Below are 24,119 nucleotides of genomic sequence, written 5' to 3' on the forward strand. Positions count from 1 at the left end.
CATTCATCTAATTACAGGGCACCGGTCTGGAGCAGCAACTTCGGGATCCTCAAGGGATTCTCACGGATAACTCCGTGAACCGCTGCGGACTTCCACCAAGAACCGGGAGATGGCGGTGAGGCCGGTCCGCCGATCCGGGGAGGGGACGTCGCGATCGCGGCGTTGTGCGGGGGGCGGTCGTCGCGGTCCGTGACGACGGATCGCGGCGGCGGCTGGCATGGACGGCGGGAGAAGGTCATCTCCAGCGGACTCCCTCGGGGTCGAGCGGCGCGGGTGTCTGCGAATCTGCCCGTCGCACACGCCGGGGGAACGACGGGACACGCGGACGCGTCACTCTTCGAGCGAGCCTTTGCGCCACCCTTTACCGAAAGCTTGTGAGAAGCGACCGAATCGGGGGAACGGGCGGCGGGGGCGGGGGTCCTTCACCTCAGGACGGTGTCGAGATACTCGTTGCCGAAGGCGCGTCCGGGGTCGAGGACGTCCCGTACCGCCAGGAAGTCGGCGAACCGGGGATAGACCGCCGTCAGGTAGGCCGCGTCGCGGGTGTGCAGCTTGCCCCAGTGCGGGCGGCCACCCATCCTCGCCATGATCTCCTCAACGCCTTCGAAGTAGGCGGGGTTCGGTGTCGGCCGGTAGACGTGGCAGGCGATGTAGGCCGAGTCCCTGCCGTAGGCGGTGGACAGCCAGGCGTCCGAGGCGGGGGTGACCCGCACCTCGATCGGGAAGCTGATCTTCCAGTCCGTTGCCTCCAGCAGGTCGCGGACCTCGCGGAGGGCCTGACCGAGGTGCTCACGCGCGATGGCGTACTCCATCTCCAGGAAGCGCACCTGGCGCACGCTCGTGAAGATCCGATGCGAGGCGTCGGTGTGGGTCGAGGCCGACAACGTCGCGGCCGAGAGCGCGTTGAGCCGGGGGATGGCGCCCGGGTGGCGGCCACCGATGCCGCACACCGCGCCGAACAGGGTGTTCTCCACGAAGTGGTTGTCGAGCCAGTGCCTGAACGCGCTCGGCGGCCGGGCCGGGCCGGGGCTGCGGTTGTTGCGCTTGGTCAGGCAGGTGTCCGTGTGCGGCATCCAGAAGAAGTCGAAGTGCTCGTTGCCGGCGACGAGGGAGTCGAGGGAGTCCAGGATCGAGGACAGTGCCATCGGCCCCCGGACGCTGCGCAGCAGGAAGGAGGGCTCCACCCGGAAGGTCACCGCGGTCACCACGCCGAGCGCGCCCAGGCCCACCCTGGCCGCGTCGAACAGGTCCTGCTCGGCCATCCCGCGGATCTTCCCCTCGCCGTCGCCGCGGACCGTGACGATCTCGCCGTCGGCGAGCACCATCTCCAGCGCCACTACCTGGTCGGCCAGCCCGCCGATGTCCCTGCCGGTGCCGTGGGTGCCGGTCTGGATGGCCCCGGCCACCGTCTGGGCGTCGATGTCGCCCATGTTGGCCAGGGCCAGACCCCTGCGGTGCAGTTCCCCGTTGAGCACGCCGATCGTCGTCCCCGCCTCGGCCGTCACCCAGCCGTCTCCCACCTCGCGGATCCCGGTCAGCGCGTCCGGCCGCAGCAGGACGCCGTCGGTCAGGGCGACCGCGGTGAACGAGTGCCCGGTGCCGATCATCCGCACCCGGCGTCCCGAGGCGACGGCATCGCGCACCGCCCGCGAGACCTCCTCGGCGGAGGACGGTGTACGGACCTCCGCGGGGGTGGCGGACTGGTTCCCCGCCCAGTTGCGGAAGGTCTCGCCCATGCTCACTCCTGCCCTGCGGGTGTCACCCGGACGCCTCGTGGGCACGGCGTCCCCGGGACGCCCGCTCGCGACACGCGGGTTACCGCCGGTTCGTCACTCGCTCCGCCAGTAAATATGAACAATACTCATGATTGTTGCCGGGCGACAGGGGTTCGCAGCCAGGCGGAGCCGCCGACGCCGATCGCCACGGCCAGCAGGGCGCAGACGAAGGAGAACCCGTAGGCGTTGGAAGCGCCGAACGCGTCGGTGAGCCTGCCGCCCGCCCACGCGCCGATCGCCACGCCGAATCCGACCGAGGTCGAGATCCACGCCATGCCCTCGGTGAGCAGGTGGGCGGGGACCAGCCGCTCGGTCAGGCTGTAGCCGGTGATGACGGTCGGGGAGATGGCCAGCCCGGCCAGGAAGAGCGCGCCCGCCATGACCCTGACATCGTCGATGAGCATGATCGGGGTCAGGCCCACGGCGAACACCGCGAGCGAGCCGATGAACCTGCCGCGCAGCGAGACGGTCCATTGCCGCGCGCCGTACCAGAGCCCCGAGACCAGGCTCCCGCCGGCGAACGAGGCGAGCAGCAGTCCGGCGGCGGCCTTGACGCCCTCCTCCTCGGCGAACGCCACCGTGACCAGGTCGACCGAGCCGAACACCGCCCCCATCGCCAGGAAGGCGCATGACATCAGGGCGACGCCGGGGATGGTGATCGGGGTGCCCGAGCGCTCTTCCCTGGGGCGGACGGGCGGCTCCGTGCCACGCTGCAACCCGAAGGCGATGGTGCCCACGGTCGTGCAGACCAGAGCCACGATCAGGCCCGTGTACGGGTTGATCATGGTGGCCAGGGCAGTGACCAGCGCCGGGCCCGCGACGAAGATGACCTCGTCGGCGACCGACTCGAAGGAGAACGCCGTGTGCAGCCTCGCCGTCCCGCCCAGCAGGTGCGACCAGCGGGCGCGCACCAGCGAGCCGAGCGAGAGCGCGGTCGCGCCGACCGCCACACCGGTGGCGAAGAGCGTCCACCGGGGGGCGCCGAACTCGGCGCAGAGCATCATGCCGGTCAGCGTGGCGCCGTGCGCCAGGGTGAGCGGGATGACTATTCTGGCCTGGCCGAACCTGTCCACCAGACGCCCCGACAGGGGAGCCGCGATGGCGTAGGAGACGCTGACGGTGGCCGCGACCGCCCCCGCCGTCGCATAGGAGTCGGTGAGCGCCTCGATGAGCAGCACGATGCCGATGCCGAGCATCGACATGGGCATTCGCCCGAAGAATCCCGCGATGACGAAACCCTTGACGCCGGGCGTGCTGAAGAGCCCTCGGTACGGCCCGACCACTGACACCTCTTGATGCTCTATGCGTGTGAAACATCCTGACGATTCCGCACGGAATCGCTCCTCGGCAAGTGATTTCCAGGCAACGGCTCCCGACGCGGTCCGTTGAGGCTAACGTGAGCTCGGTGTCACGTCTTCCCGGGTTGAGGGTGTTCGTCCCAGTAGTGGTTGCTCTGACCGCACTTGTCGCTCTCGGCGGAGTCGCGCTCGCGGTGATCACCGGCGGTCGTCCCGCGGCCCCGGATGGGAACGCCGTCGTGGAGTCCCGCATCCGGGACCTGTCGGCGCTCGCGCCGGTGGTCGGCCGGACGGCGGTCCCGCCGGCCACGGCAGACGCGGCGAACCCGGAAAACCCCGGGAGTCCGGATCCGCCGAGCCCGGACCGGGGGAGCCCCGGCCCGAACAACCCGGTGGGCGGGGAGGCCGCCCCGGAGAACCCGGCCTCGCGGCCGTCCTCGGCCCCCGGCCCGGTAGGGACAGCGGCCCCCGGCCCGGTAGGGACAGCGGCTCCCGGCCCGGTAGGGACAGCGGGGCCAGGGCCCGCCTCCACCCCGCCTCGGCTGCTGGTCATATCACCGTCGACGCTGACCGAGCAGACCAAGGAGGACATCTCCCGGCTCAAGTACGTCCAGAAGATCGACTCCTTCGACGGCGGGGCGGTCAAGGTGTCCGGGGTCGGGCTCAACCTCATCGCGGTCGACCCCGACCGTTTCCGGGCGTGGGCCCCCAGGGCCGTCGCCGATCAGCAGGGCGTGTGGAGCGCCCTGGCCAGGGGCGAGTTCGTCGCCGACAGCTCGGCGGCACGCCGCCTGGGCCTGGTCCTCGGCGCGGAGTACCAGGTGGACGACGGTCCCCGGCTACGGGCAGCGGCCTCGGCCACCTTCGGCCTGCCGGGTGTGGACGGCATCGTGGGCACCGAGACCGGCCGCCGGCTGGGCCTGTTGCCGGGGGTGGCGCTGCTCGTGCACGGGCCCCGGAAGGCCACCGCCGTTCTCAAGGCGCGGGTGGGCAGGCTGCTCGGCCCGGGCTCCCACGTGGTCGCCGTCGGTGCGGCCGCCACGGCGAAGACCACCACCGACAAGACCACCACCGACAAGATCACCACCGACAAGACCACCGCGGGCAAGACCACCACCGACAAGACCACCGCGGGCAAGACCACCACCGGCGGGTCGACCGCGAAGGCGGCCCGGGTGACGGTCGGCAGACCCGGCAGCTACCTGGAGCTCTACCGCAGGTCGGCCGAGATCTGCCCGGGGCTCTCCTGGACGGTCCTGGCCGCGATCGGCCAGGTGGAGAGTTCCCACGGGCGCAACAACGGCCCCTCCTCGGCGGGTGCGCAGGGCCCGATGCAGTTCATGCCCGCCACCTGGAAGGCCTACGGCGTGGACGGCGACGGCGACGGCGTCGCCGACATCTGGAGCCCCTACGACGCGGTCCCCTCGGCGGCCAACTACCTGTGCGCGAACGGGGCGGCCCAGGGCGGCAAGAAGCTGGAGAAGGCCATCTGGTTCTACAACCACTCCTGGTCGTACGTTTCCAAAGTCCTGGCCATCTCCCGCGGCTATGCCGACGCCTACCCCTGAAGGCGCACGCGCGCCCTACCCGCGGCGGCGCGGTGGCGCCGGGCAGCAGGTGGCCGAGCACGCGACGGGTTCGGGCTCGGCGAGCAGTTCCCCGACCATCGAGACGAACCGGGGGTGGGTGCCGGCCGTGGCCGCCCTGACCAGCGGCAGGCCGATCTTCCTCGCCGTCTCCGCGGCCTCCACGTCGAGGTCGTAGACGACCTCCATGTGGTCGGAGACGAAGCCGATCGGCACCAGCACCACCGCCTGGGCGTCGACCTCCAGCAGGTGGTCGCAGACGTCGGGCTCCAGCCACGGGATGTGAGGGGCGCCGCTCCGGCTCTGCCAGACCAGGTCCCACGCCCTGTCGCCGCCCAGCTCCGCGGTGACCAGCGTGGCCGCGCGGCGCAGCTGCGCCTCGTACGCCCCGCCGCTCTCTCCGGCCGTCTCGGCCATCGAGATCGGGATGCTGTGCGCCGTGAAGACCAGCCGGGCGGAGTCGCCGAGCCCGTCGGGCAGCCGGTCCAGCGCCTCGCGGGTGTGGTCGGCCATCGCCGCGATGAAGCCCGGGTGGTCGAAGTAGTGCCGGAGCTTGACCACCTCGGGGGCGCCCTCGACCGCGGCTCTGGCGAGCGCGATGTCGTCGATGTACTGCCGGCAGCTCGAGTACGAGCTGTAGGCCGAGGTGACGAAGGCCGCTGCCCTGCGCACACCGTCGCCCGCCATCTCGCGGAGTGTGTCCTCCAGGTAGGGGTGCCAGTTGCGGTTGCCCCAGTAGACCGGAAGGTCGACGGTCGGTTTCACGGCCGCGATCAGGTCGCGGCACTGCTGGTTGATCGGGCTGGCCCCGCCGAGGCGCCGGTAGTGCGCCTCGACCTCCAGCAGCCGCTCGCGCGGGATCCCGCGGCCCCGCACCACGTTCTCCAGGAACGGCATCACGTCGTCAGGTTTTTCGGGTCCCCCGAACGAGACGACGAGGAGTGCGTCGTAATTCCCCATGGCCTTCATCAAACCGCATGCCGGGGCGTTCTCTCGCATGGTCACCATGAGTAGTTCGTCATCAACAACATTTGTGGATGCGTGTTTGGGGGCATGTCCGAAGACGGCAGCCGGGGTAGGTTCGAAACCGTGACCCCATTTAACGACATCCGCGATTATGTCGGTGTGCCGCGGGTGGCATCCCTGCGGCTATCCCCCGATGGAACGCGCCTGGTCAGCGTGGTGCAGGCGCTCAACCCCGATGGCAGATCCTACGGAACCTCCCTTTGGGAAATCCCGCTGGACGGCCGACGGCCGCACCGGTTGACCAGATCGGTCAAGGGTGAGGCCGGGGCCGAGTTCACCCAGCGTGGTGATCTGCTCTTCGGCTCGCGCCGGCCCGACCCGACGGTCAAGGAGGCGGACGAGGAGGTTCCGGCGCTCTGGCTGCTGCCCGCGGCGGGAGGAGAGGCCCGGCAGATCGCCTCCAGGCCGGGGGGTGTCGCCGGGTTCGCGATCGGCGGGCAGACCGTGGTCTTCTGCTCCGACGTGCTCCCGGGCGACGAGGCGGGGGAGGCCGAGCGGCGCAAGACGCGCAAGGATGCGGGGATCAGTGCGATCCTGCACGAGAGCTACCCGGTGCGTTACTGGGATCACGACCTCGGCCCCGGCGAACCCCGGCTGTTCGCGGGCACGCTGAGCGAGGAGGAACGGCTGACCGAGGTCAGGGACCTCACCCCGCAGCCGGGCAAGGCACTGGCCGGCCACAGCGCCTACGACGTGACGCCGGACGGCTCCACGGTCGTGGCCACCTGGGGTGTCTCAATGCCGCACGGCGAGCTCCGTTTCGAACTGGTCACCATCGAGGCGACCAACGGCGGTGCCCGGCGGGTCCTCGCCGCCGAGAACGGCCACGACTTCGGCGGGCCTGTCAAGATCTCTCCCGACGGACGCCTGGTCGCGTGCGTCCGGAGCAACCACGCCGACATCGACAAGATCCCCGAGAGCACCCTGTGGATCGTCGATCTGGCCACCGGTGAGGGGCGTCCGGCGGGCGGGGCGCTCTGGCCTTCCGACATCGTCTGGGCACCCGACTCCCGCTCGCTGTTCGTGGCCGCCGACCATCGTGGCCGCCGCCCGATCTTCCTGGTCCCGGCCGACGGCTCCGCGCCGGAGCGGCTCACCGGTGACGACGGCGCGTACGCCTCGCTCGACGTCGCGCCCGACGGAACCGTCTACGCGCTGCGCGGCGCGGTGGACGCGCCCGCGGCCCCGGTCAGGGTGGCCGCGGACGGCACCGTCGAAAGGCTGCCCTCCCCCGCCCCCGAGCTGGAGCCGCCCGGAACGCTCACTGAGGTGACCGCGACCGCCGACGACGGCGTGGAGATCAGGGCCTGGCTGGCGCTGCCCGAGGGAGCCTCGTCGAAGAACCCCGCGCCGGTCCTGCTGTGGATCCACGGTGGCCCGCTCGGCAGCTGGAACGACTGGTCCTGGCGCTGGAACCCCTGGATCATGGCTCAGCACGGTTACGCCGTGCTGCTTCCCGACCCCTGCATGTCCACAGGTTACGGGCCGGAGATGATCCGGCGCGGCTGGGCCAACTGGGGCCCGCGTACCCACGCCGACCTGATGTCGATCACCGACGCCGCGCTGGAGCTACCCGAGGTCGACGCCACCAGGACCGCCGCCATGGGCGGCTCGTTCGGCGGCTACATGGCCAACTGGGTCGCCGGGCACACCGACAGGTTCAGCGCGATCGTCACCCATGCCTCGCTCTGGAACCTCGACCAGTTCGCCGGCACCACCGACGGGTCCATGTACTGGCAGCGCGAGTTCGGAGCCCCGGGCACCGGGCTGTACGCGAAGCTCTCCCCGCACCTGTCGCTGGGGAACATCTCCACCCCGATGCTGGTCGTCCACGGTGACAAGGACTATCGGGTCCCCATCGGCGAGGCGCTGCGGCTCTGGTGGGACCTGCAGCGCTCCGACGTGGAGTCGAAGTTCCTGTACTTTCCCGATGAGAACCACTGGGTGCTCAAGCCGGGCAACGCGATCGTCTGGTACGAAACCGTCATGGCCTTCCTGGACCAGCATGTCCTTGGCCGCGAGTGGAAGCGCCCGGAGTCGCTCTCGTGAGTACGGTGGAACGAGCAAGGAGTGATGAGCGGATCGTGGACAATGCCGTGACCTTCGGCCGGTTGGCGGAGGAAATAGCCAGGGAGGCCGGTGAGATGCTCCTGGCCAAGCGCCCACCCCGTCCCGAGGTGCTGGTTACCAAATCCAGCCCCACCGACGTGGTGACGGCCCTCGATCGGGCCTCGGAGGTGCTGATCCGCGACAGGATCAGGGCGGTCAGGCCCGGAGACGCGATCCTCGGCGAGGAGGGGGGCTCCACCGGCGACGGCAGGGTCCGCTGGATCGTCGACCCGATCGACGGGACCGTCAACTTCCTGTACGGGCTGCCCGAGTGGGCGGTCAGCATCGCGGTCGAGGTGGACGGTGAAGTGATCGCGGGGGTGGTCAACGTCGTGCCCCGCGGAGAGGTGTTCACCGCGGTCAGGGGCGAGGGCGCGTGGCTGGCGGGGGAGCGGCTGCGCTGCAACACCGGTGTGCCGCTGGACCGGGCACTGATCGCCACCGGATTCGGCTACGAGAGCGGGCGACGCGAGGTGCAGGCGGAGGTGCTCCGTCACGTGCTGCCACGGGTACGTGACATCCGCAGGGGTGGATCGGCTGCCTCGGACCTCTGCTCGGTGGCGGCGGGACGGGTGGACGGCTACTACGAGCGCGGCACGAACCCCTGGGACTACGGGGCCGGCGGCCTCATCGCCCAGGAGGCGGGGGCCAGGCTCGGTGGACTGGCCGGCAGGCCTGCCAATCCCGGCCTCGTCCTGTGCGCGGCGCCTGGCCTGTTCGAGGAACTGCACGACCTGCTGCTCCCGCTGGATCCGGAACGCGACGCCTGAGGTCGTGTCCTCGGCTCCGGCTTCTCGCCCCGTCGTCCCCCGCCCCGTCGTCCCGACCGGGGCGGGCGGACGAAAAGCCCTCCGGCCGTCTCCTGGCCGGAGGGCTCTCTCCCATCGGCCTCCCATCGGCGCCGTATGGGGACGCCTCAGCGCCGGATGGGGACGCCGTTGTCTGTGGCTAGACGGTGTAGATCCTCGATCTCGGTGCTGAAGGTGTCGGCGAGGTAGTCGTCGCCGGAGGACCTGGCCTCCCGCAGATTCCTGTATGCCTGGTCGAGGCGGTGTTCGATTGTGGTGGTGAACTCGCCCATCTCACCTTCTTTCTCACGGGCTCATGGGGGCGGAAGATACCGCGATAGAGACTGGAAGCGGCTGTACCCACGGTGACCCGGTAGCTAAACCTGTGTGTTTCCGACATCACACGGAGTGTCTACCCCGGAGAGGGCCTTACCGTGTGCTTACAGGGGTTGGGGCGAGAATGAGGAGCCGTCCCAGCGGCTGCTCATGGAATGTGACGGGAGGTGCCATAAGCCGTGCGAGTGCTTGTGGTCGAGGACGAGCGGGTGCTCGCCGACGCGATCGCGACCGGGCTCCGGCGCGAGGCGATGGCCGTGGACGTGGCCTACGACGGCGCCGGCGCGCTGGAGCGGACGGGCTACATCGACTACGACGTCATCGTTTTGGACCGTGACCTGCCCAAGGTGCACGGAGACGAGGTCTGCCGCCGGCTGGTGGCCTCCCGTACCGCGTCGCGGATTCTCATGCTGACCGCCTCGGGCGACGTCGACGACAAGGTGGAGGGACTGGGGCTGGGAGCTGACGACTACCTGGCCAAGCCCTTCGTGTTCATCGAGCTCGTCGCGCGGGTGCGGGCGCTCGGGCGCCGCTCCGCCCCGGCGCTGCCGCCGGTGCTGGAGCGGTCGGGGGTCCGCCTGGATCCGGGCAAGCGGCTGGTGACCCGGGACGGCGGGGAGATCGCGCTGACCAAGAAGGAGTTCGCGGTCCTGGAGGAGCTGATGCGCGCCGAGGGCGCGGTGGTCAGCCAGGAGGACCTGCTGGACAAGGCGTGGGACGAGAACATCGACCCGTTCACCAACGTGGTGCGCGTCACCATGATGACGCTGAGAAAGAAACTGGGCGAGCCTCAGGTGATCGAGACGGTTCCCGGGGTCGGGTACAGGTTGTGAGCGTTACGGCAGGCGGGGGAGAGGAACGCCCGACGTTCGTCCCGGCGGACGTCCCGGCGGACGAGGGCCGGGAGTCCGTGCCGACCCATCCGATGATCAGCCCGCACTCCGAGCGGGGCGCCCGGAAGAGTGAGCAGCTCGCGTCGGGAGCCCCGGAGAAGGCTGGGAAGGCGGGTGCCCAGCCCCCGCCGCCGACCGGCCCGCCCGCGTGGGACGGGCCGCCCCCGGCGGGCGCGGTGCCGGTCGATCACACCTTGCTGGACCGGCTGCGGGCGATCGTGGGCCGGGTCAGCATCCGGTGGCGGCTGACCATCACCTACGCGACGTTGTTCTTCACCGCGGGCGCCCTGCTCATGGTCGTGATCTACCTGATGGTGGGCTGGTCTCTGAACACGGCGTGGCCGAGCTTCCCGCTCGACCTGGACGAGCTGATGCCTCCCGACCAGGTGCGCCTGGTCGAGCGGCAGTGGTACTGGTACCAGCACGCCGCGATCGCCCAAGCGCAGAAGGAACTGCTGGCCCGCTCGCTGCTGGCCCTGCTGGGGGTCGGCATCCTGGCGGTCATCATCGGCTACATCGTCGCCGACCGGGCGCTCAAGCCGATCCAGCAGATGACCGCCACGGCCCGCAAGCTGTCGGGCTCCACGCTCGCCCACGAGCGGATCGACCTCAAGGGGCCCGACGACGAGCTGAAGGAGCTGGCCGACACCTTCGACGAGATGCTCACCAGGCTCAATGTGGCCTTCGACACACAGCGAAGATTCGTGGCCAACGCCTCGCACGAGCTCCGCACCCCGCTGACGATCAACCGGACGGTGCTGGAGATCGCGCTGGGCGACCCGGAGGCGTCGGGCGATCTCAAGGCGCTGGGCCGCACCCTCCTGGAGGTCAACGCCCGCAACGAACGCCTGATCGAGGGACTGCTGCTGCTGGCGCGGAGCGAGCGCGAGCTGAGCGTGCGCAAGCCGGTGGACATGAAGGACGTGGCCGAGACGGCCGTCGACCAGCTCGCCACGCGGGCCGCGGAGGCCGGGGTCACCGTGGTCACCGAGCTCCGCGATGCCGAGACCGTCGGTGATCCGGTGCTCCTGGAGCGCTGCGTGGCGAATCTGGTGGAGAACGCCATCAAGCACAACCTCCCCGACGCAGGACGCCTGTGGGTCAGGACGGGAATGGTGGAGGGCGCGTTGGTCGTTCAGGTGGCCAACACGGGGCCACATGTCCCCGCGTACGAGGTGAACAGCCTTTTCGAGCCGTTCCGGCGGCTCAACGCCGACCGGGTCGACTCCGACAAGGGGGCGGGGCTCGGGCTTTCCATCGTCCGCGCGGTGGTGCGGGCCCATGGGGGCAACGTGACCGCCATCCCCCGTGACGGAGGAGGTCTGGTGGTCACCGTGCGACTTCAGGCACGTTGATCCGGCGGGGGGCGTCTCGTTCACGCCGTACATGTGGTTGGATGTGCCGTCGAACACGGTGGTGCATGCCGCCGATGCTGTGGTTTACGCCATATTTGGCTAACCGTTGCCATTGGCGGTACGTCCCTCACGTGTAGGGAGGTTCAGTGACCTTTCCGGCAGGGTACCGAAGCAGGAATCTCGTCGGCAGATCGGGCACAAGTCGTGCCTCTCGAACGTTACACACGCGCGAGTGAGCGCACACAGCTAGATGAGGGGGATGGAGCAGACCGATGGCTACCGATTACGACAGCCCACGCAAGACCGACGACGACCTCAGTGAGGACAGTCTTCAGGAACTGCAGGCCCGCCGTACCGACAAGTCCTCGGGCAGCATCGACATCGACGAGACGGATCTCGCCGAGTCGCTCGAACTGCCGGGTGCGGACCTGTCGAACGAGGAGCTTTCGCTCCGGGTGATTCCTCGTCAGGCCGACGAGTTCACCTGCGCGCGCTGCTTCCTGGTACACCACCGCAGTCAGCTCGCCGTTGAGAAGAACGGCCAGCAGATATGTCGGGAATGTGCGGCTTGACGATGATTCCGATGGCCTGTCCGAGGTGTGCTCTTCCAGCTATGGATAGGGTCCCAGGACAGCCTTGAGGAGGTTCCGAGACATGACGTCAGAGAACAGGCAGACCGGTGAGGCGCCGGACGACTCCACGGCAGGGGAGTCGGACGGCGCGCCTGATCGGGAAGTGGCTGAGATCGTCGGTCGGCTCGCGGAGCCGGGCGACATGGATGGGGCCGAGCGGCGACGGCTGCTCGGCCGCCTCACGAAGGCGCTGTCCCAGCGGGCGAAGAAGGCCAGGGCGTCGGGGAGGGACCGTGGCCGCTGGCTGACCGACGTGTTCATGGCCGTGGCCCCCCGCATACCCATCCGGGACCTGCACACCCTCTCCGAGCACCACCACGGCCTCACCGCCGAGGCGTTGGCCGACGACCTGGTGCGCACCGCGGCCAAGGCCACCATGACGGTCGGGGCCATCGGCGGGGCCGTCGCCGCCGCCGAGTTCGCCGCTCCCCCCTTGCTGCTCTCCGCCCCCGCCCAGCTGGTGGCCGAGACCCTCGTCGTCGCGGCGATCGAGGTCAAGCTCATCGCCGAGCTCCACGAGGTGTACGGGATGCAGGTGCCCGGCAACGTCTCCCAGCGGGCCATGGCCTTCGCGGCGGCCTGGTCCAGGCAGCGCGGTGTCGACCCCCTGTCCCCGGGAACGATGACCGTCGCGCTCGGCACCGCCACCAGGACCGCCCTGCGCAACAGGCTGATGCGCACTCTCGGACGCCACCTCACCACCTTCGGCCCCTTCCTCACCGGCGCCGTGGCCGGAGGGTTCCTCAACCGCGCCGCCACGAAGAAGCTCGGCGAGATCGTACGGAATGATCTGAGAGTTCACCGTGCCCTCCCGCCTGGAAAGTCATAGAAACTTCTCGAACGGGTAGTTAATTCAGTAAGCCCCCGACTACCTGGAGGAATCTGTGCCGGGTCGCAGCACGTTTGTGATCGTCGCCAACCGTCTCCCCGTCGATCGGGTGGGGGAGGACCTGTGGCGGCGCAGCCCCGGCGGCCTCGTCACCGCGATAGCCCCGGTCCTGCAGCGCAGGGAGGGGGCCTGGATCGGCTGGCACGGGGCCCCCGGCGAGCGGCTCGAACCCTTCGAGCACGACGGCATGCAGCTCGTTCCCGTCCCGCTGTCCGAGCACGAGGTCGAGCTCTACTACGAGGGTTTCTCCAACGCCACGCTCTGGCCCCTTTACCACGACGTGGTCGCCACCCCCATCTACTCGCGCGTCACCTGGGACGCCTACCGCATGGTCAACGAGCGTTTCGCCCAGGCGGCCGCCGAGGAGGCCGCGGAGAACGCGGTCGTGTGGATCCAGGACTACCAGCTCCAGCTGGTCCCGGCGATGCTGCGCAAGCTCCGCCCGGACCTGCGCATCGGCTTCTTCCTGCACATCCCCTTCCCGCCGATCGAGCTGTTCGTCCAGCTCCCGTGGCGGCGCGAGATCCTCGAAGGGCTGCTCGGCGCGGACATGGTCGGGTTCCAGCGTCCCGGTGGCGCGTCCAACTTCATCCGGCTCTGCCGCCACCTGCTCGGCCTCCAGCACCACAAGCACGAGATCTACGTGGACGGCCGGGTGGTGCGCGCCGGGGCGTTCCCCATCTCCGTCGACTTCGGCGAGCTCGACTCGCTGGTCCGCGAGCCGCACATCATCTCCCGGGCCAGGGAGATCCGCCGGGATCTGGGCGACCCCGAGTGCATGCTGCTCGGCGTCGACAGGCTCGACTACACCAAGGGCATCGGCCAGCGCCTGAAGGCGTTCGGGGAGTTGCTCGCCGAGGGAAAGATCAAACCGGGCGAGGCGGCGTTCGTGCAGATCGCCACGCCGAGCCGGGAGCGCGTCGAGGAGTACATGCGGTTGCGCGACTCGATCGAACTCCAGGTCGGCCGGATCAACGGCGAGCAGGGGGAGCTCGGACAGCAGCCCGTGCAGTACATGCACCAGTCGTACGGCCGCGACGAGCTCGCCGCGCTCTATCTCGCGGCGGACGTGATGATGGTCACACCGTTGCGTGACGGGATGAACCTGGTCGCCAAGGAGTACGTCGCCTGCCGCAATGATCTGCGCGGCGCGCTGGTGCTCAGCGAGTTCGCCGGGGCGGCCGACGAGCTGCGCCAGGCGTTCATGGTCAACCCCTACGACGTCGACGGTCTCAAGCGGATCATGTTGACCGCGATGCGGGCGACCCCGCACGACCTGTCGCGCCGGATGCGTTCGCTGCGCCGGAGAGTGTCCACCTACGACGTGGACCGCTGGGCGAAGGAGTTCCTCACCTCGCTCGAGTCCTCCTGACCCGTCGCCGGGCTCCCCGTCTCCCGTCCAGCCCCGCCCCCCGCGGGACGAGGACAGGGGACGGGGGCCGCGGCGTCCGCCGTCAGGTGGTGGCGTCCTTGGCCGTGCTCTTCAGGGACTTCCACGCGTCGTAGCGCTTCCTGGCGCCGCGGGCGACCACGATCTGCGCCACCTGCATGCCGACCCCCATCACCACGGCGTAGCCGATCGCCTCGCCGAGGCTGATGTCCGGCGACTCACTGTCGGCGGGCGGCTTCCTGCCGGTGCTCTTCTCCCAGGCGAACCCGATGACCTTCTTGGCGCTCCAGGCGGTGACGAGGCCAAGCAGACCACCGATGGCTCTCCAGGCCATGTCCTGCTTCTCGCTCTTGTCGGCCATGTGGTCCTCCCGTTTTCCGTCCGCATGAAGAACACTAGTCTCCCCGAGCGTCATATCGCGTGAAGCCATGGCGAGGCATGACGAAGTGGTGACCGTGCCTCGCACCCATGCCGGGGAAACCGGGCCGGGGCCGTGGTGAGAGCGAGGAGACAGGTCGCGCACACGAATCTGTCCTTCCCGTCGGGGGATCCTGCCGTACGGTCGAGGCAAAACAGGTGAGGGGAGGACAGGCATGCCGCCAGGATGTGGTAACTGCAGTTGCTACCTCGAGGACAGGGTGATCTCCCGCCCGCCGGGTGAGCGCTGAACCCGGCCGGGTGAGCGCCGGCCCCTGACCGGGCGGGCGCCGGCCCCCGAGAGCACACCGGATGGCCCGGCCGACCGGCCGGGCCACTCCTTCCCGTGTCAAGGCGACAACTCCCGCGCGTTTCCCCTCCCGGCATGACAGTCTGGAACGTGTGATCTCAGATCGGGAACGTCTGACGAACCTGGTACCTCGCACGTTGCTGCGCCTCGCGATGTGGAGTCTCTGCCTGATCATCATCGGCTGGGCCGTCTTCTACTTCGCCCAGTTCATCGCGACGTTGCGCATCGTGGTGCTGCCGGTGGCCATCGCGCTCCTGCTGACCGCGCTGCTGTTCCCGATCACCCGGCGGCTCCGGGCGACGGGCATGAAGCCCATCTACGCCACCTGGCTCACCATGATCATCGCGCTCGCCGTGCTCGGCGGCACCGGTTGGATCATCGGGGCACGCGCCAACGAGGAGTTCCCCGGCCTCGTCGACCAGGTGCGCAGCACGGCCAAGGACGTCGAGAACTGGCTCTACACCGGGCCTCTGCATCTGCAGCCGACCCAGATCACCAGCTGGGTCGACGAGATCGGCAAGCAGATCACCAACCAGCGCAACGAGATCACCCAGACGGTCCTCACCGGCGCCACGGTGGCGCTGGAGGTGCTGGCCTCCATCGTGCTGCTGCTGTTCGTGACGTTCTTCATGCTCAAGGACGGCGACCGGATCTGGGCGTGGTTCCTGAAGGGGTTCGGCAGGGTCGCGCCGCGTGTCGATCAAGCCGGGCGGACCGCCTGGGTGACGCTCTCGCACTACGTGCAGGGCACGGTCGCGGTGGCCGCCGTGCACGGCGTGGTCATGGGCATCGTGCTCGCCGGGATGGGCGTGCCGCTCTGGGCGCCGCTCGCGGTGCTGATCTTCGTGGCCAGCTTCATCCCCATCGTCGGCATCTTCTTCGCCGGTGCCGTGGCCACCCTGGTCACCCTCGGCGCCAAGGGGCCGATCTACGCCCTGATCTTCATCGGCATCCTGATCGTGGAGCAGCAACTGGAGAACCACGTGCTCCAACCGCTGATCGTCGGCAGGATGCTGCACTTCCATCCGCTGGCGATCATCCTGGTGCTGGCCGTGGGCGGCATCCTGGCGGGGATCGCCGGGGCCGTGGTGGCGGTGCCGGTGGCCGCTGTGATCTACCGGGCGCTGCCCAAGCTCATCAGTGACGCACCGCGCGCCCTGCCACCCGCCGCGCCGCATCCCGACCCCGGCGAGGCGGGGCCGAAGGAGGGCGGGGAGGAACCGGCGGCGGAAGCGGGAAAGCCGGTGGATGAGGAATCACCGCAGCACAGGGGGTAACGTTCTGCTCCGTGACCCGTTCCGCCCTGACCGTCCCTCCTCCGGATGCCGTCCTTCCGCGGCCGCTTCCCGGCGGGCCCGCCCCCGGCGCCACCCTCGGCTCCCACTACAGCCGCTGTTTCGGCTGCGGTGAAGACCACCCGACGGGCCTGCGCCTGACCGCCGTCACCCCCGACGGGATCACGGTGATCGCCACGTTCACCGTGGGCACGGCACACCAGGGTGCGCCGGGCCTGGCGCACGGCGGCGTGCTCGCCACGGCGATGGACGAGGTCATCGGCATGCTGGTGTGGCTCTTCCAGCGCCCCTACGTCACCGCGAGGCTGGAGACCGACTATCTCGCCCCGGTTCCGGTCGGCACCGTCCTGCATATGCGTGCCTGGTGCAACGGCATGTCGGGCAGGAAGGCGTACCTTGAGGCTGAGGGCCGGATCGGTTCCCTGGACGGCCCGGTCGCCGTGCGGGCCGCAGCGCTCTTCATCGAGGTGGGCATGGAGCACTTCGCCAAGCACGGTGACGCCCAAGCGATCATCGACGAGCACCACGAGTACGAGGTGAACCCGTGACCCACACCGTCGAGGTGCTGATCCACCGGCTCGACGCCGACCTGCCGCCGCCCTCGTACGCCCACCCGGGCGACGCGGGCGCCGACCTGCACGCCGTCACCGACGTCGAACTCCTCCCCGGAGAGCGGGCCGTGGTCGGCACCGGGCTGGCGGTCGCCCTGCCCGACGGGTACGCCGCGTTCGTCCACCCGCGCTCGGGTTTGGCCGCCGAGCACGGCGTGACGCTTGTCAACGCGCCCGGCACCGTGGACGCGGGATATCGGGGCGAGATCAGAGTGACGCTGCTCAACACCGACACCAAGGACGCCGTGCGGCTGCGCAGGGGAGACCGCATCGCGCAGCTGGTGATCCAGAAAGTGGAGAGGGCGGCGTTCCACGAGGTGGACCGGCTGCCCGGATCGGTACGAGGCGCGGGCGGGTTCGGGTCCACGGGCCGCTGACAGGGAGTGACTCCGGCGAGGTGAAGGAGGTGGCGGACGATGATCCGGGACCTGGGCGCGCCTTCGGCCCCCAAGGCCGCCCGCCGCCGTACCCGGCGGGGGATGAGTTACCAGCGAATCTTCAAGGAGCGTGAGGAAAATGTTCCGACGTCGCCGTCGTGAGGAGTCCCCGGCAGCCAAGGCCGCGGTGGACGAGGCCCCGCAGGTCCCGTCGCGGGAGTCGGGCCCGTGGGACGCGGACGAGCCCTATCCCGAGCGGGAGCGGGTCGACCTCGGAGGCATGCGCCTGCCGGTCGGACCCGGCTTCGAGGTCCAGCTCAACCTGGCCGGCGACCAGATCGTCGGCGCGGTGGTCCTGTTCAACGAGAGCGCTCTGCAGGTGCACGCCTTCGCGGCGCCCAAGCGGAGCGGGATCTGGGACGAGGTCAGGGCCGAGCTGGTCGAGGGGGTGAAGAGCGCCGGAGGCACCGCCGAGGAGCGGGAGGGAGCCTTCGGCGTCGAGCTGGCCGCCAGGATCCCCGCCGAGGGCGTCGAGCAGCCGGTCCGCTACATCGGGGTGGACGGGCCGCGCTGGTTCCTGCGCGCGGTGATCAGCGGGCGTGCCGCGCAGGACGCCGAGGTCGCCGAGACGCTGGAGGGTGTCGTCCGGGACATAGTCGTGGTACGCGGCGACGATCCGATGGCCCCCAAGGAGGCGATCGAGCTCCGGCTGCCCCCCGAGGCCAGGCAGGCCGTGGAGCAGCAGGCCACCGGGGGTGAGGTGCCCGACCTCAACCCGTTCGACCGGGGACCGGAGATCGCCGAGATTCGCTGAGGGGTTGGATCGCGTACGCTGATTCAACTCGTACGTGAAGGAGAGGTCCGTGGGTTCTCAGGAGCCGCATAAACAGGGCGGTCTGCGAGGCTTCTTTCGCCGCATGACAGCAGGCCAGGCCGAGTTGGAGGCTGACGAGCTCCAGCAGGACCTCGACCGGCACGGCGCCACGCCCATAGTGTCGTGCAGTGGACGCCGACGCTTCTGCGTGAGCGGTACCCTGCGGACGGTGACGCTGCGTCCTCGCGGGGGCGCTCCCGCACTGGAGGCGGAGCTCTATGACGGTTCCGATGTGATCGATCTGATCTGGCTGGGCCGCAGGAAGATCGCGGGCATCGAGCCTGGCCGTCTGGTGCTGGCCGAAGGGCTGGTCAGCATCCAGGATGGGCGAAAAGTCATGTTCAACCCCAGATACGAGCTGCGCCCGACGGGCGGTGCGTGAGCGATCGAGGACCACGAGACGGTGAGCGAGAAGATGACCACCACCGGCGAGACCGCCGCGCACGACACGGTCGAGGCCGCGATCCGCAGCCAGCTTGCCAAGGCGTTCGGCGGAGTGCGGGGCGTCATCGAGGCCGCCGTACCCACCATCGCCTTCACCGGCATGTGGATCACCACCGCTGACCTGAGGATGTCCCTGATCGTCAGCATCTCGGCCGCGGTGCTGCTGCTCGTCGTGCGGCTGGCGCGGCGCTCGACGCCGCAGTTCGTGATCAACAGCCTGATCGGCATCGGCATCGGCGCGTTCTTCGCCTCCCGCACCGGTCAGGCGGAGGACGTCTTCCTGCCGGGCATCCTCTACAACGCCGGCTACTCCGTGGTGATGCTGCTGTCGATCGTCACCCGGTGGCCGGTGGTGGGTTTTCTCATCGGGTCCGTCACCGGTGACCCGACCGCGTGGCGCGCGGATCCGGCCGTGGTGAGGCTGTGCACCAGGCTCACCTGGCTGCTGATGATCCCGTGTGTGATCCGGGTGGCGGTGCAGCTCCCCGTCTACCTGATCGGCAGGGATGACGCGGTCGCCGAGCTGGGCATCCTCAAGATCGCGATGGGCTGGCCGCTCCAGGTCGCGGCACTCGCCGCCATGGTGTGGCTCCTGGCCCGTGGCCGGACCCCGGTGCGGCCCGCGACCTCCTGAGCGGCACGACCCTTGCTCCGGCACGACCCTTGCTCCGGCACGACCCTTGCTCCGGCACGACCCTTGCTCCGGCACGACCCTTGCTCCGGCAGGGCCCCTGCTTCGGCAGGGCCCCTGCTTCGCCGTCCCGGCGTGCCCGCGCCCTCGCGGGGGTGTTCCTGGCCGGTGACCGGGCCTCTGACCGGTGACCGGGCTTCGGACCGGCATGCCGGTCCGAAGCCCCTCTTCAGCGCGGCGTGCGGTGCGGGGACAGGAGCTCGGCCAGCTCCTCCTCGACCTCCTGGCTGGCCACGAACATCAGTTCGTCACCGGCCTCCAGCGGGTCGTCGGCGGTGGGCACCAGCACCCGGCCCTCGCGCAGGATCGCGACCAGGGCGGTGTCGTTCGGCCACGGCACCGAGCCGGCACGGTGGCCGACGACCGGCGCGTCCTCGGGCAGGGTGAGCTCGACCAGGTTGGCCTGGCCCTGGCGGAAGGTCATCAGGCGCACCAGGTCGCCGACGCTGACCGCCTCCTCGACCAGCGCGCTCAGCAGGCGCGGGGTCGAGACGGCCACGTCGACGCCCCACGACTCGTTGAACAGCCACTCGTTCTTGGGGTGGTTGATCCTGGCGACCACGCGCGGCACGCCGTACTCCGTCTTGGCGAGCAGCGACACCACGAGGTTGACCTTGTCGTCGCCGCTGGCCGCGACGACCACGTGGCAGTCGGCCAGGCCCGCCTCGTCCAGCGAGGAGATCTCGCAGGCGTCGGCGAGCAGCCACTCCGCCCGCGGCACAGTGTCGATCTTGATGGCCTTGGGGTCGATGTCGACGAGCAGGACCTCGTGGCCGTTCTCCAGGAGCTCGGCGGCGATCGACCGGCCGACCGCCCCCGCGCCGGCGATGGTGACGCGCATCAGTGCTCCTCCTCCGGCGCCCCGGACAGCACCTTGTTGATGCGGTCCATGTCGGCCTCGACCGCCATGACGTGCAGCACATCACCCTCCTGCACCACCGAGTCGTTCTTGGGCAGCAGGGTCTCACCGATCCGGTTGATGAACGCCAGGCGGCTTCCCGCGGCCTCTTCCAGCTCCCTCACCGGGGTGCCGATCCAGCCGGGGTGGTAGGCCACCTCGGCCAGCACCACGCGCCCGCTGGGGTCGCGCCAGAGCGGCTCGGCGCCCTCTGGCAGGACACGGCGCAGGATCTGGTCGGCGGTCCAGCGGACCGTGGCCACCGTGGGGATGCCCAGCCGCTGGTAGACCTCGGCGCGCCGGGAGTCGTAGATCCTGGCCACCACGTTGTCCACGCCGAACGTCTCGCGGGCGACCCTGGCAGAGATGATGTTCGAGTTGTCGCCGCTGCTCACCGCCACATAGGCGCCCGCGGCCTCGATGCCCGCCTCTTCCAGGACGTCCCGGTCGAAGCCGATCCCGGTTACCCTGCGCCCCCGGAACCCGGCCCGCAGGCGGCGAAACGCCTGCGGGTCACGGTCGATGATCGCGACCGAATGGCCGCTGTCCTCAAGGATGTGCGCCAGTGTCGAACCCACCCGGCCACACCCCATGATCACGATATGCATGCTCCCCCGCCGGTCGCTGTGAGGCGGATCTTGTTCCCGATGTATTCAGCCAGTATGGCGCCCTTAGGAGCGCCGCGTGAGTGGAGCCGGGTAATAGCGACTAGCATCGGCAGACGTGTCGAAGGTGACGGACCTTGTCAAACGCCTTTTCATCGGGCGTGCGCTACGCAGCACTCAGTTACACGAGCAGTTGCTCCCCAAGCGCATCGCGTTGCCGGTTTTCGCGAGCGACGCGCTCTCCTCGGTGGCCTACGCCCCGCAGGAGATCCTCGTCATCCTCTCGCTGGCCGGGATCTCCTTCTACCACTTCAGCCCCTGGGTCGCCCTTGCCGTCGTGGTGGTGATGCTCACCGTCGTGGCGTCGTACCGGCAGAACGTGTACGCCTACCCCAGCGGGGGCGGTGACTACGAGGTCGCCACGGTCAACCTCGGACCGAACGCCGGCCTGACCGTCGCCAGCGCCCTGATGGTCGACTACGTGTTGACCGTCGCGGTGTCGGTCGCCAACGGCGTCGACTACGTGGGTGCCACCATCCCCTACGTCGCCGAGCACAAGCCGCTGGTCGCGATCGTCATCGTCGTCCTGCTGACACTGGTGAACCTGCGCGGCATCCGGGAGTCCGGTGCGGCCTTCGCGATCCCCACCTACGCCTTCATGGTCGCCGTCCTCGGCCTGATCGTGTGGGGAGCCTTCCGGGTGCTCGTCCTCGGTGACGAGCTGCGAGCGCCCACCGCCGGGTACGAGATCGTCGCCGAGCAGTCCAACCTGACCTCCTTCGCGGCGGCCTTCCTGATCCTGCGCGCGTTCTCCACCGGCTGCGCCGCGCTCACCGGTGTCGAGGCGATCAGCAACGGCGTACCCGCCTTCCGTAAGCCCAAGAGCAAGAACGCCGCGACCACGCTGCTGATGATGGGCCTGGTCGCGGTGACGATGTTCGCCGGCATCATCTCCCTCGGCCTGGCCTCGGGGGTCAAGGTCGCCGACCCCGCCGTCGCCTTCCGTGACGTGCTCATCGACGGGCGGCCCGCCGGGCCCGGCTACTACCAGCAGCCGATCATCTCCCAGGTCGCCGACGCGGTCTTCGGAAACGGCTCGCTGCCCTTCTTCGTCATCTCGGCCGTCACCGCGCTGATCCTGTTCCTCGCCGCCAACACCGCCTTCAACGGCTTTCCCGTGCTCGGCTCGATCCTGGCCCAGGACCGCTACCTGCCCCGCCAGCTGCACACCCGGGGCGACCGGCTCGCCTTCTCCAACGGCATCGTGATCCTCGCGGCCGGGGCCTGCCTGCTGCTGTGGGGCTTCGACGCCGACGTCAGCCGCCTGCTCAACCTTTACATCGTGGGCGTCTTCGTGTCGTTCACGCTGAGCCAGATCGGCATGGTCCGGCACTGGACCCGGCACCTGAGAACCGAGACCGACCCGAAGGTCCGGCATCAGATGCACCGCTCACGGACCATCAACTTCTTCGGCGGCGTCATGACCGGGCTGGTGCTGGTGGTCGTGCTGCTCACCAAGTTCACCCACGGGGCGTGGATCGTCTGCGTGGCCATGCCGGTGCTGTTCCTGATGATGAAGGGCATCCACCGTCACTACGAGAACGTGGCCCTTGAGCTCGCCGCCGACGACTCGGCGGTGGACGAGTCGATACTGCCCGCGCGCAACCACGCCATCGTCCTGGTCTCCAAGATCCACAAGCCGACCCTGCGTGCCCTCGCCTACGCCCGCGCCACCCGTCCCTCCAAGCTTGAGGCGATCACCGTGGGCGTGGAGGGCGAGGAGGCCAAACAACTGCAGGAGGAGTGGGAGCGGCGCGGTATCCCGGTGCCGCTGAAGACGCTCGACTCGCCCTACCGTGAGATCACCCGGCCGATCCTGGAGTACGTCAAGTCGCTGCGCCGCCGCTCTCCCCGCGACGTGGTGAGCGTCTACATCCCCGAGTACGTCGTCGGCCACTGGTGGGAGCACATCCTGCACAACCAGAGCGCGCTGCGGCTGAAGGGCCGCCTGCTGTTCCAGCCCGGTGTGATGGTCATCAGCGTGCCCTGGCAGCTGCACTCCTCCGACCGCCTCAAGGGCCGTCCCGAGCCTCTCGCGCCGGGCGCCGTCCGCCGTCCCCGCCGGGAGACGGTCCGGGACGAGGACGTCAAGGCATAACCTTTCATATGCGCTCCTGACAGCAAGGAGGCTCGACCGACGACGAATTCTCTGGGGGGCGACGGCCATGGCGATCGAACTAACGGTAGGACCGGTTGCGCACGGTGGCTGGTGTGTCGCGCGCCATGACGGCCGGGTCGTCTTCGTGCGGCACGCGCTGCCCGGCGAGCGCGTCACGGCCGAGATCACCGAGGAGACCTCCCGCTTCCTGCGGGCCGACGCCGTCGAGATCCTGGAGCCCTCCGCCGACCGGGTGAGCCCGCCGTGCCCGTTCGCGGGTCCCGGCCGCTGCGGTGGCTGCGACTGGCAGCACGCCTCCCTGGAGGCCCAGCGCCGCCTGAAGGCCGACGTGGTGGCCGAGCAGCTCAAGCGTCTGGGCGGAATCGACTGGAAGGGCGTGGTCGAGGAGGTTCCCGGCGCCCCCGACGGTCTTGGCTGGCGCACCCGCGTCCAGTTCGCCGTCGACCGGGAGGGCAGGCTGGGCCTGCGCCGCCACCGCTCCCGCGACGTCGAGCCGGTGGACGCCTGCCTGATCGCCCACCCCGAGGTGGAGAACGTCGGCGCCGAGGTCATGAACTGGCGTAACGCCTCCTCGGTCGAGGTCATCGCCTCCTCCAGCGGTGACCAGGCGGTCGTGATCGCCCCCAAGCCCCGGCGCACGGTGGCCGTGCCCGACCTCGACACGAGCGTGGCCGTCTTCGTCGACGAGGGCAAGGGCCGCAGCCGGGTCGTCCGCGGCCGCAACCATCTCGTCGAGCGCGTCGGCGAACGCGACTTCCAGGTCACCGGCAGCGGTTTCTGGCAGGTCCATCCCGGTGCCGCCGCCACCCTGCTCGACGCGGTCCTGAAGTTCGCCGCCCCGCGGCCGGGCGAGTGGGCGCTCGACCTCTACTGCGGCGTCGGTCTGTTCGCCGCCGGGATCGCCGAGGCGGTCGGCCCCGAGGGGGCCGTGTTCGGCGTCGAGTCCGAGTCCGTCGCCGTCCGCGACGCGGAGCGTAGCCTCCGTGACCTCCCCCAGGCCCACTTCGCCCGGGGACGCGTGGAGAACGCTCTCGACCGCTTCGGCATCGAGCGCGCGGACCTGGTCGTCGTCGACCCGCCCCGGGCGGGTCTGGGCCGCGACATCGTCGATCGCTTGACCACTCTTGAGGCCACTCGGATCGTGTACGTCTCCTGCGACCCGGCCACCCTCGCCCGCGATCTTGCCTGGTTCGCCGAGGGGGGCTACCGCCTCGCCGACCTGCGTGCCTTCGACGCCTTCCCGATGACCCACCACGTGGAGTGCGTGGCGCTGCTGGTCACAGGGTCGATCTAGGCTCTGACCAGCGGTTATGCAACACGTCATGTTTCAGCGTGCGTCAG

Annotated in this window: 23 protein-coding genes; 16 read left to right on the top strand and 7 right to left on the bottom strand. The window is 69.6% G+C overall.

All coding sequences use genetic code 11. The features are described 5' to 3' along the window. Window positions 1-422 precede the first annotated feature (422 nt). Window positions 423-1,736: a D-arabinono-1,4-lactone oxidase gene (locus tag OIE13_RS05570; RefSeq protein WP_326829630.1), complete on the bottom strand. Its 1,314-nt coding sequence runs from the start codon at window positions 1,734-1,736 to the stop codon at window positions 423-425. Window positions 1,737-1,861: 125 nt separating this feature from the next. Beyond that, window positions 1,862-3,064: an MFS transporter gene (locus OIE13_RS05575; protein ID WP_326829631.1), complete on the bottom strand. Its 1,203-nt coding sequence runs from the start codon at window positions 3,062-3,064 to the stop codon at window positions 1,862-1,864. Window positions 3,065-3,180: 116 nt separating this feature from the next. On the opposite strand from OIE13_RS05575, the gene OIE13_RS05580 reads away from it, so the two are divergent. Continuing rightward, the gene (locus OIE13_RS05580; protein WP_326829632.1) at window positions 3,181-4,641 is read left to right on the top strand and encodes a lytic transglycosylase domain-containing protein; all 1,461 of its coding nucleotides are present in this window, start codon (window positions 3,181-3,183) and stop codon (window positions 4,639-4,641) included. 15 nt (window positions 4,642-4,656) lie between these two features. On the opposite strand, the gene OIE13_RS05585 is transcribed toward OIE13_RS05580, so the two are convergent. Next, window positions 4,657-5,619, bottom strand: coding sequence for a ferrochelatase (locus OIE13_RS05585; protein WP_326642194.1), 963 nt, complete (start codon window positions 5,617-5,619; stop codon window positions 4,657-4,659). Window positions 5,620-5,712: 93 nt separating this feature from the next. On the opposite strand from OIE13_RS05585, the gene OIE13_RS05590 reads away from it, so the two are divergent. Together OIE13_RS05590 and OIE13_RS05595 are read left to right on the top strand one after the other, a co-directional pair. Beyond that, a complete protein-coding gene (locus tag OIE13_RS05590) occupies window positions 5,713-7,734 on the top strand; it encodes a S9 family peptidase (RefSeq protein ID WP_326829633.1) in 2,022 nt (673 codons plus the stop codon). 35 nt (window positions 7,735-7,769) lie between these two features. Beyond that, the gene (locus tag OIE13_RS05595) at window positions 7,770-8,564 is read left to right on the top strand and encodes an inositol monophosphatase family protein (RefSeq protein ID WP_326642189.1); all 795 of its coding nucleotides are present in this window, start codon (window positions 7,770-7,772) and stop codon (window positions 8,562-8,564) included. A gap of 146 nt (window positions 8,565-8,710) precedes the next feature. Here OIE13_RS05595 and OIE13_RS05600 read toward each other — a convergent pair whose 3' ends face one another. Continuing rightward, window positions 8,711-8,875, bottom strand: coding sequence for a hypothetical protein (locus OIE13_RS05600; RefSeq protein WP_326642187.1), 165 nt, complete (start codon window positions 8,873-8,875; stop codon window positions 8,711-8,713). Window positions 8,876-9,097: 222 nt separating this feature from the next. On the opposite strand from OIE13_RS05600, the gene OIE13_RS05605 reads away from it, so the two are divergent. The 5 genes from OIE13_RS05605 to OIE13_RS05625 all read left to right on the top strand — a co-directional run bounded on the left by OIE13_RS05605 (window position 9,098) and on the right by OIE13_RS05625 (window position 14,059). Beyond that, a complete protein-coding gene (locus OIE13_RS05605) occupies window positions 9,098-9,751 on the top strand; it encodes a response regulator transcription factor (protein WP_326642186.1) in 654 nt (217 codons plus the stop codon). Window positions 9,752-9,843: 92 nt separating this feature from the next. Beyond that, window positions 9,844-11,166: a sensor histidine kinase gene (locus tag OIE13_RS05610; protein ID WP_326646849.1), complete on the top strand. Its 1,323-nt coding sequence runs from the start codon at window positions 9,844-9,846 to the stop codon at window positions 11,164-11,166. Between the two features lie 272 nt (window positions 11,167-11,438). After that, window positions 11,439-11,738 (top strand): DUF4193 domain-containing protein, encoded by a 300-nt coding sequence (locus tag OIE13_RS05615; protein ID WP_030914836.1) that lies wholly within the window; start codon window positions 11,439-11,441, stop codon window positions 11,736-11,738. Between the two features lie 82 nt (window positions 11,739-11,820). After that, window positions 11,821-12,627 (top strand): hypothetical protein, encoded by an 807-nt coding sequence (locus tag OIE13_RS05620; RefSeq protein ID WP_326642179.1) that lies wholly within the window; start codon window positions 11,821-11,823, stop codon window positions 12,625-12,627. A 55-nt stretch (window positions 12,628-12,682) separates the two neighbouring features. Then, window positions 12,683-14,059, top strand: a complete 1,377-nt coding sequence (locus tag OIE13_RS05625; RefSeq protein WP_326642177.1) for an alpha,alpha-trehalose-phosphate synthase (UDP-forming) — start codon at window positions 12,683-12,685, stop codon at window positions 14,057-14,059. Between the two features lie 82 nt (window positions 14,060-14,141). Here OIE13_RS05625 and OIE13_RS05630 read toward each other — a convergent pair whose 3' ends face one another. Next, the gene (locus tag OIE13_RS05630; protein WP_326642174.1) at window positions 14,142-14,438 is read right to left on the bottom strand and encodes a DUF4235 domain-containing protein; all 297 of its coding nucleotides are present in this window, start codon (window positions 14,436-14,438) and stop codon (window positions 14,142-14,144) included. Window positions 14,439-14,896: 458 nt separating this feature from the next. On the opposite strand from OIE13_RS05630, the gene OIE13_RS05635 reads away from it, so the two are divergent. From OIE13_RS05635 to OIE13_RS05660, 6 genes are all read left to right on the top strand, one after another. Continuing rightward, on the top strand, window positions 14,897-16,081 hold the full coding sequence (locus OIE13_RS05635) for an AI-2E family transporter (protein WP_326642172.1): 1,185 nt from the start codon (window positions 14,897-14,899) through the stop codon (window positions 16,079-16,081). Between the two features lie 11 nt (window positions 16,082-16,092). After that, window positions 16,093-16,647, top strand: coding sequence for a PaaI family thioesterase (locus OIE13_RS05640; RefSeq protein ID WP_326642170.1), 555 nt, complete (start codon window positions 16,093-16,095; stop codon window positions 16,645-16,647). Then, entirely contained in the window at window positions 16,644-17,087 is a 444-nt protein-coding gene (gene dut, locus OIE13_RS05645) for a dUTP diphosphatase (RefSeq protein ID WP_326642168.1), read from the top strand. The genes OIE13_RS05640 and dut overlap by 4 nt, the downstream gene beginning before the upstream one ends. A 139-nt stretch (window positions 17,088-17,226) precedes the next feature. Further along, window positions 17,227-17,901, top strand: coding sequence for a DUF3710 domain-containing protein (locus OIE13_RS05650; RefSeq protein WP_326642164.1), 675 nt, complete (start codon window positions 17,227-17,229; stop codon window positions 17,899-17,901). A 103-nt stretch (window positions 17,902-18,004) separates the two neighbouring features. Beyond that, complete coding sequence (locus tag OIE13_RS05655) at window positions 18,005-18,343, top strand: OB-fold nucleic acid binding domain-containing protein (RefSeq protein WP_326642162.1); 339 nt, start codon at window positions 18,005-18,007, stop codon at window positions 18,341-18,343. 33 nt (window positions 18,344-18,376) lie between these two features. Continuing rightward, on the top strand, window positions 18,377-19,039 hold the full coding sequence (locus OIE13_RS05660; RefSeq protein ID WP_326646847.1) for a DUF3159 domain-containing protein: 663 nt from the start codon (window positions 18,377-18,379) through the stop codon (window positions 19,037-19,039). Between the two features lie 226 nt (window positions 19,040-19,265). Here OIE13_RS05660 and OIE13_RS05665 read toward each other — a convergent pair whose 3' ends face one another. Together OIE13_RS05665 and OIE13_RS05670 are read right to left on the bottom strand one after the other, a co-directional pair. Then, window positions 19,266-19,937, bottom strand: coding sequence for a potassium channel family protein (locus tag OIE13_RS05665; RefSeq protein WP_326642160.1), 672 nt, complete (start codon window positions 19,935-19,937; stop codon window positions 19,266-19,268). Continuing rightward, window positions 19,937-20,602 (bottom strand): potassium channel family protein, encoded by a 666-nt coding sequence (locus OIE13_RS05670; RefSeq protein WP_326642158.1) that lies wholly within the window; start codon window positions 20,600-20,602, stop codon window positions 19,937-19,939. The genes OIE13_RS05665 and OIE13_RS05670 overlap by 1 nt, the downstream gene beginning before the upstream one ends. Before the next feature lie 115 nt (window positions 20,603-20,717). On the opposite strand from OIE13_RS05670, the gene OIE13_RS05675 reads away from it, so the two are divergent. Next, complete coding sequence (locus tag OIE13_RS05675) at window positions 20,718-22,757, top strand: APC family permease (RefSeq protein ID WP_326642157.1); 2,040 nt, start codon at window positions 20,718-20,720, stop codon at window positions 22,755-22,757. A gap of 67 nt (window positions 22,758-22,824) precedes the next feature. Next, window positions 22,825-24,072, top strand: a complete 1,248-nt coding sequence (locus tag OIE13_RS05680; RefSeq protein WP_326829634.1) for a class I SAM-dependent RNA methyltransferase — start codon at window positions 22,825-22,827, stop codon at window positions 24,070-24,072. Window positions 24,073-24,119: the final 47 nt, after the last annotated feature.

The sequence above is a fragment of the Streptosporangium sp. NBC_01810 genome, from assembly GCF_035917355.1.
Taxonomy (GTDB): Bacteria; Actinomycetota; Actinomycetes; order Streptosporangiales; family Streptosporangiaceae; genus Streptosporangium.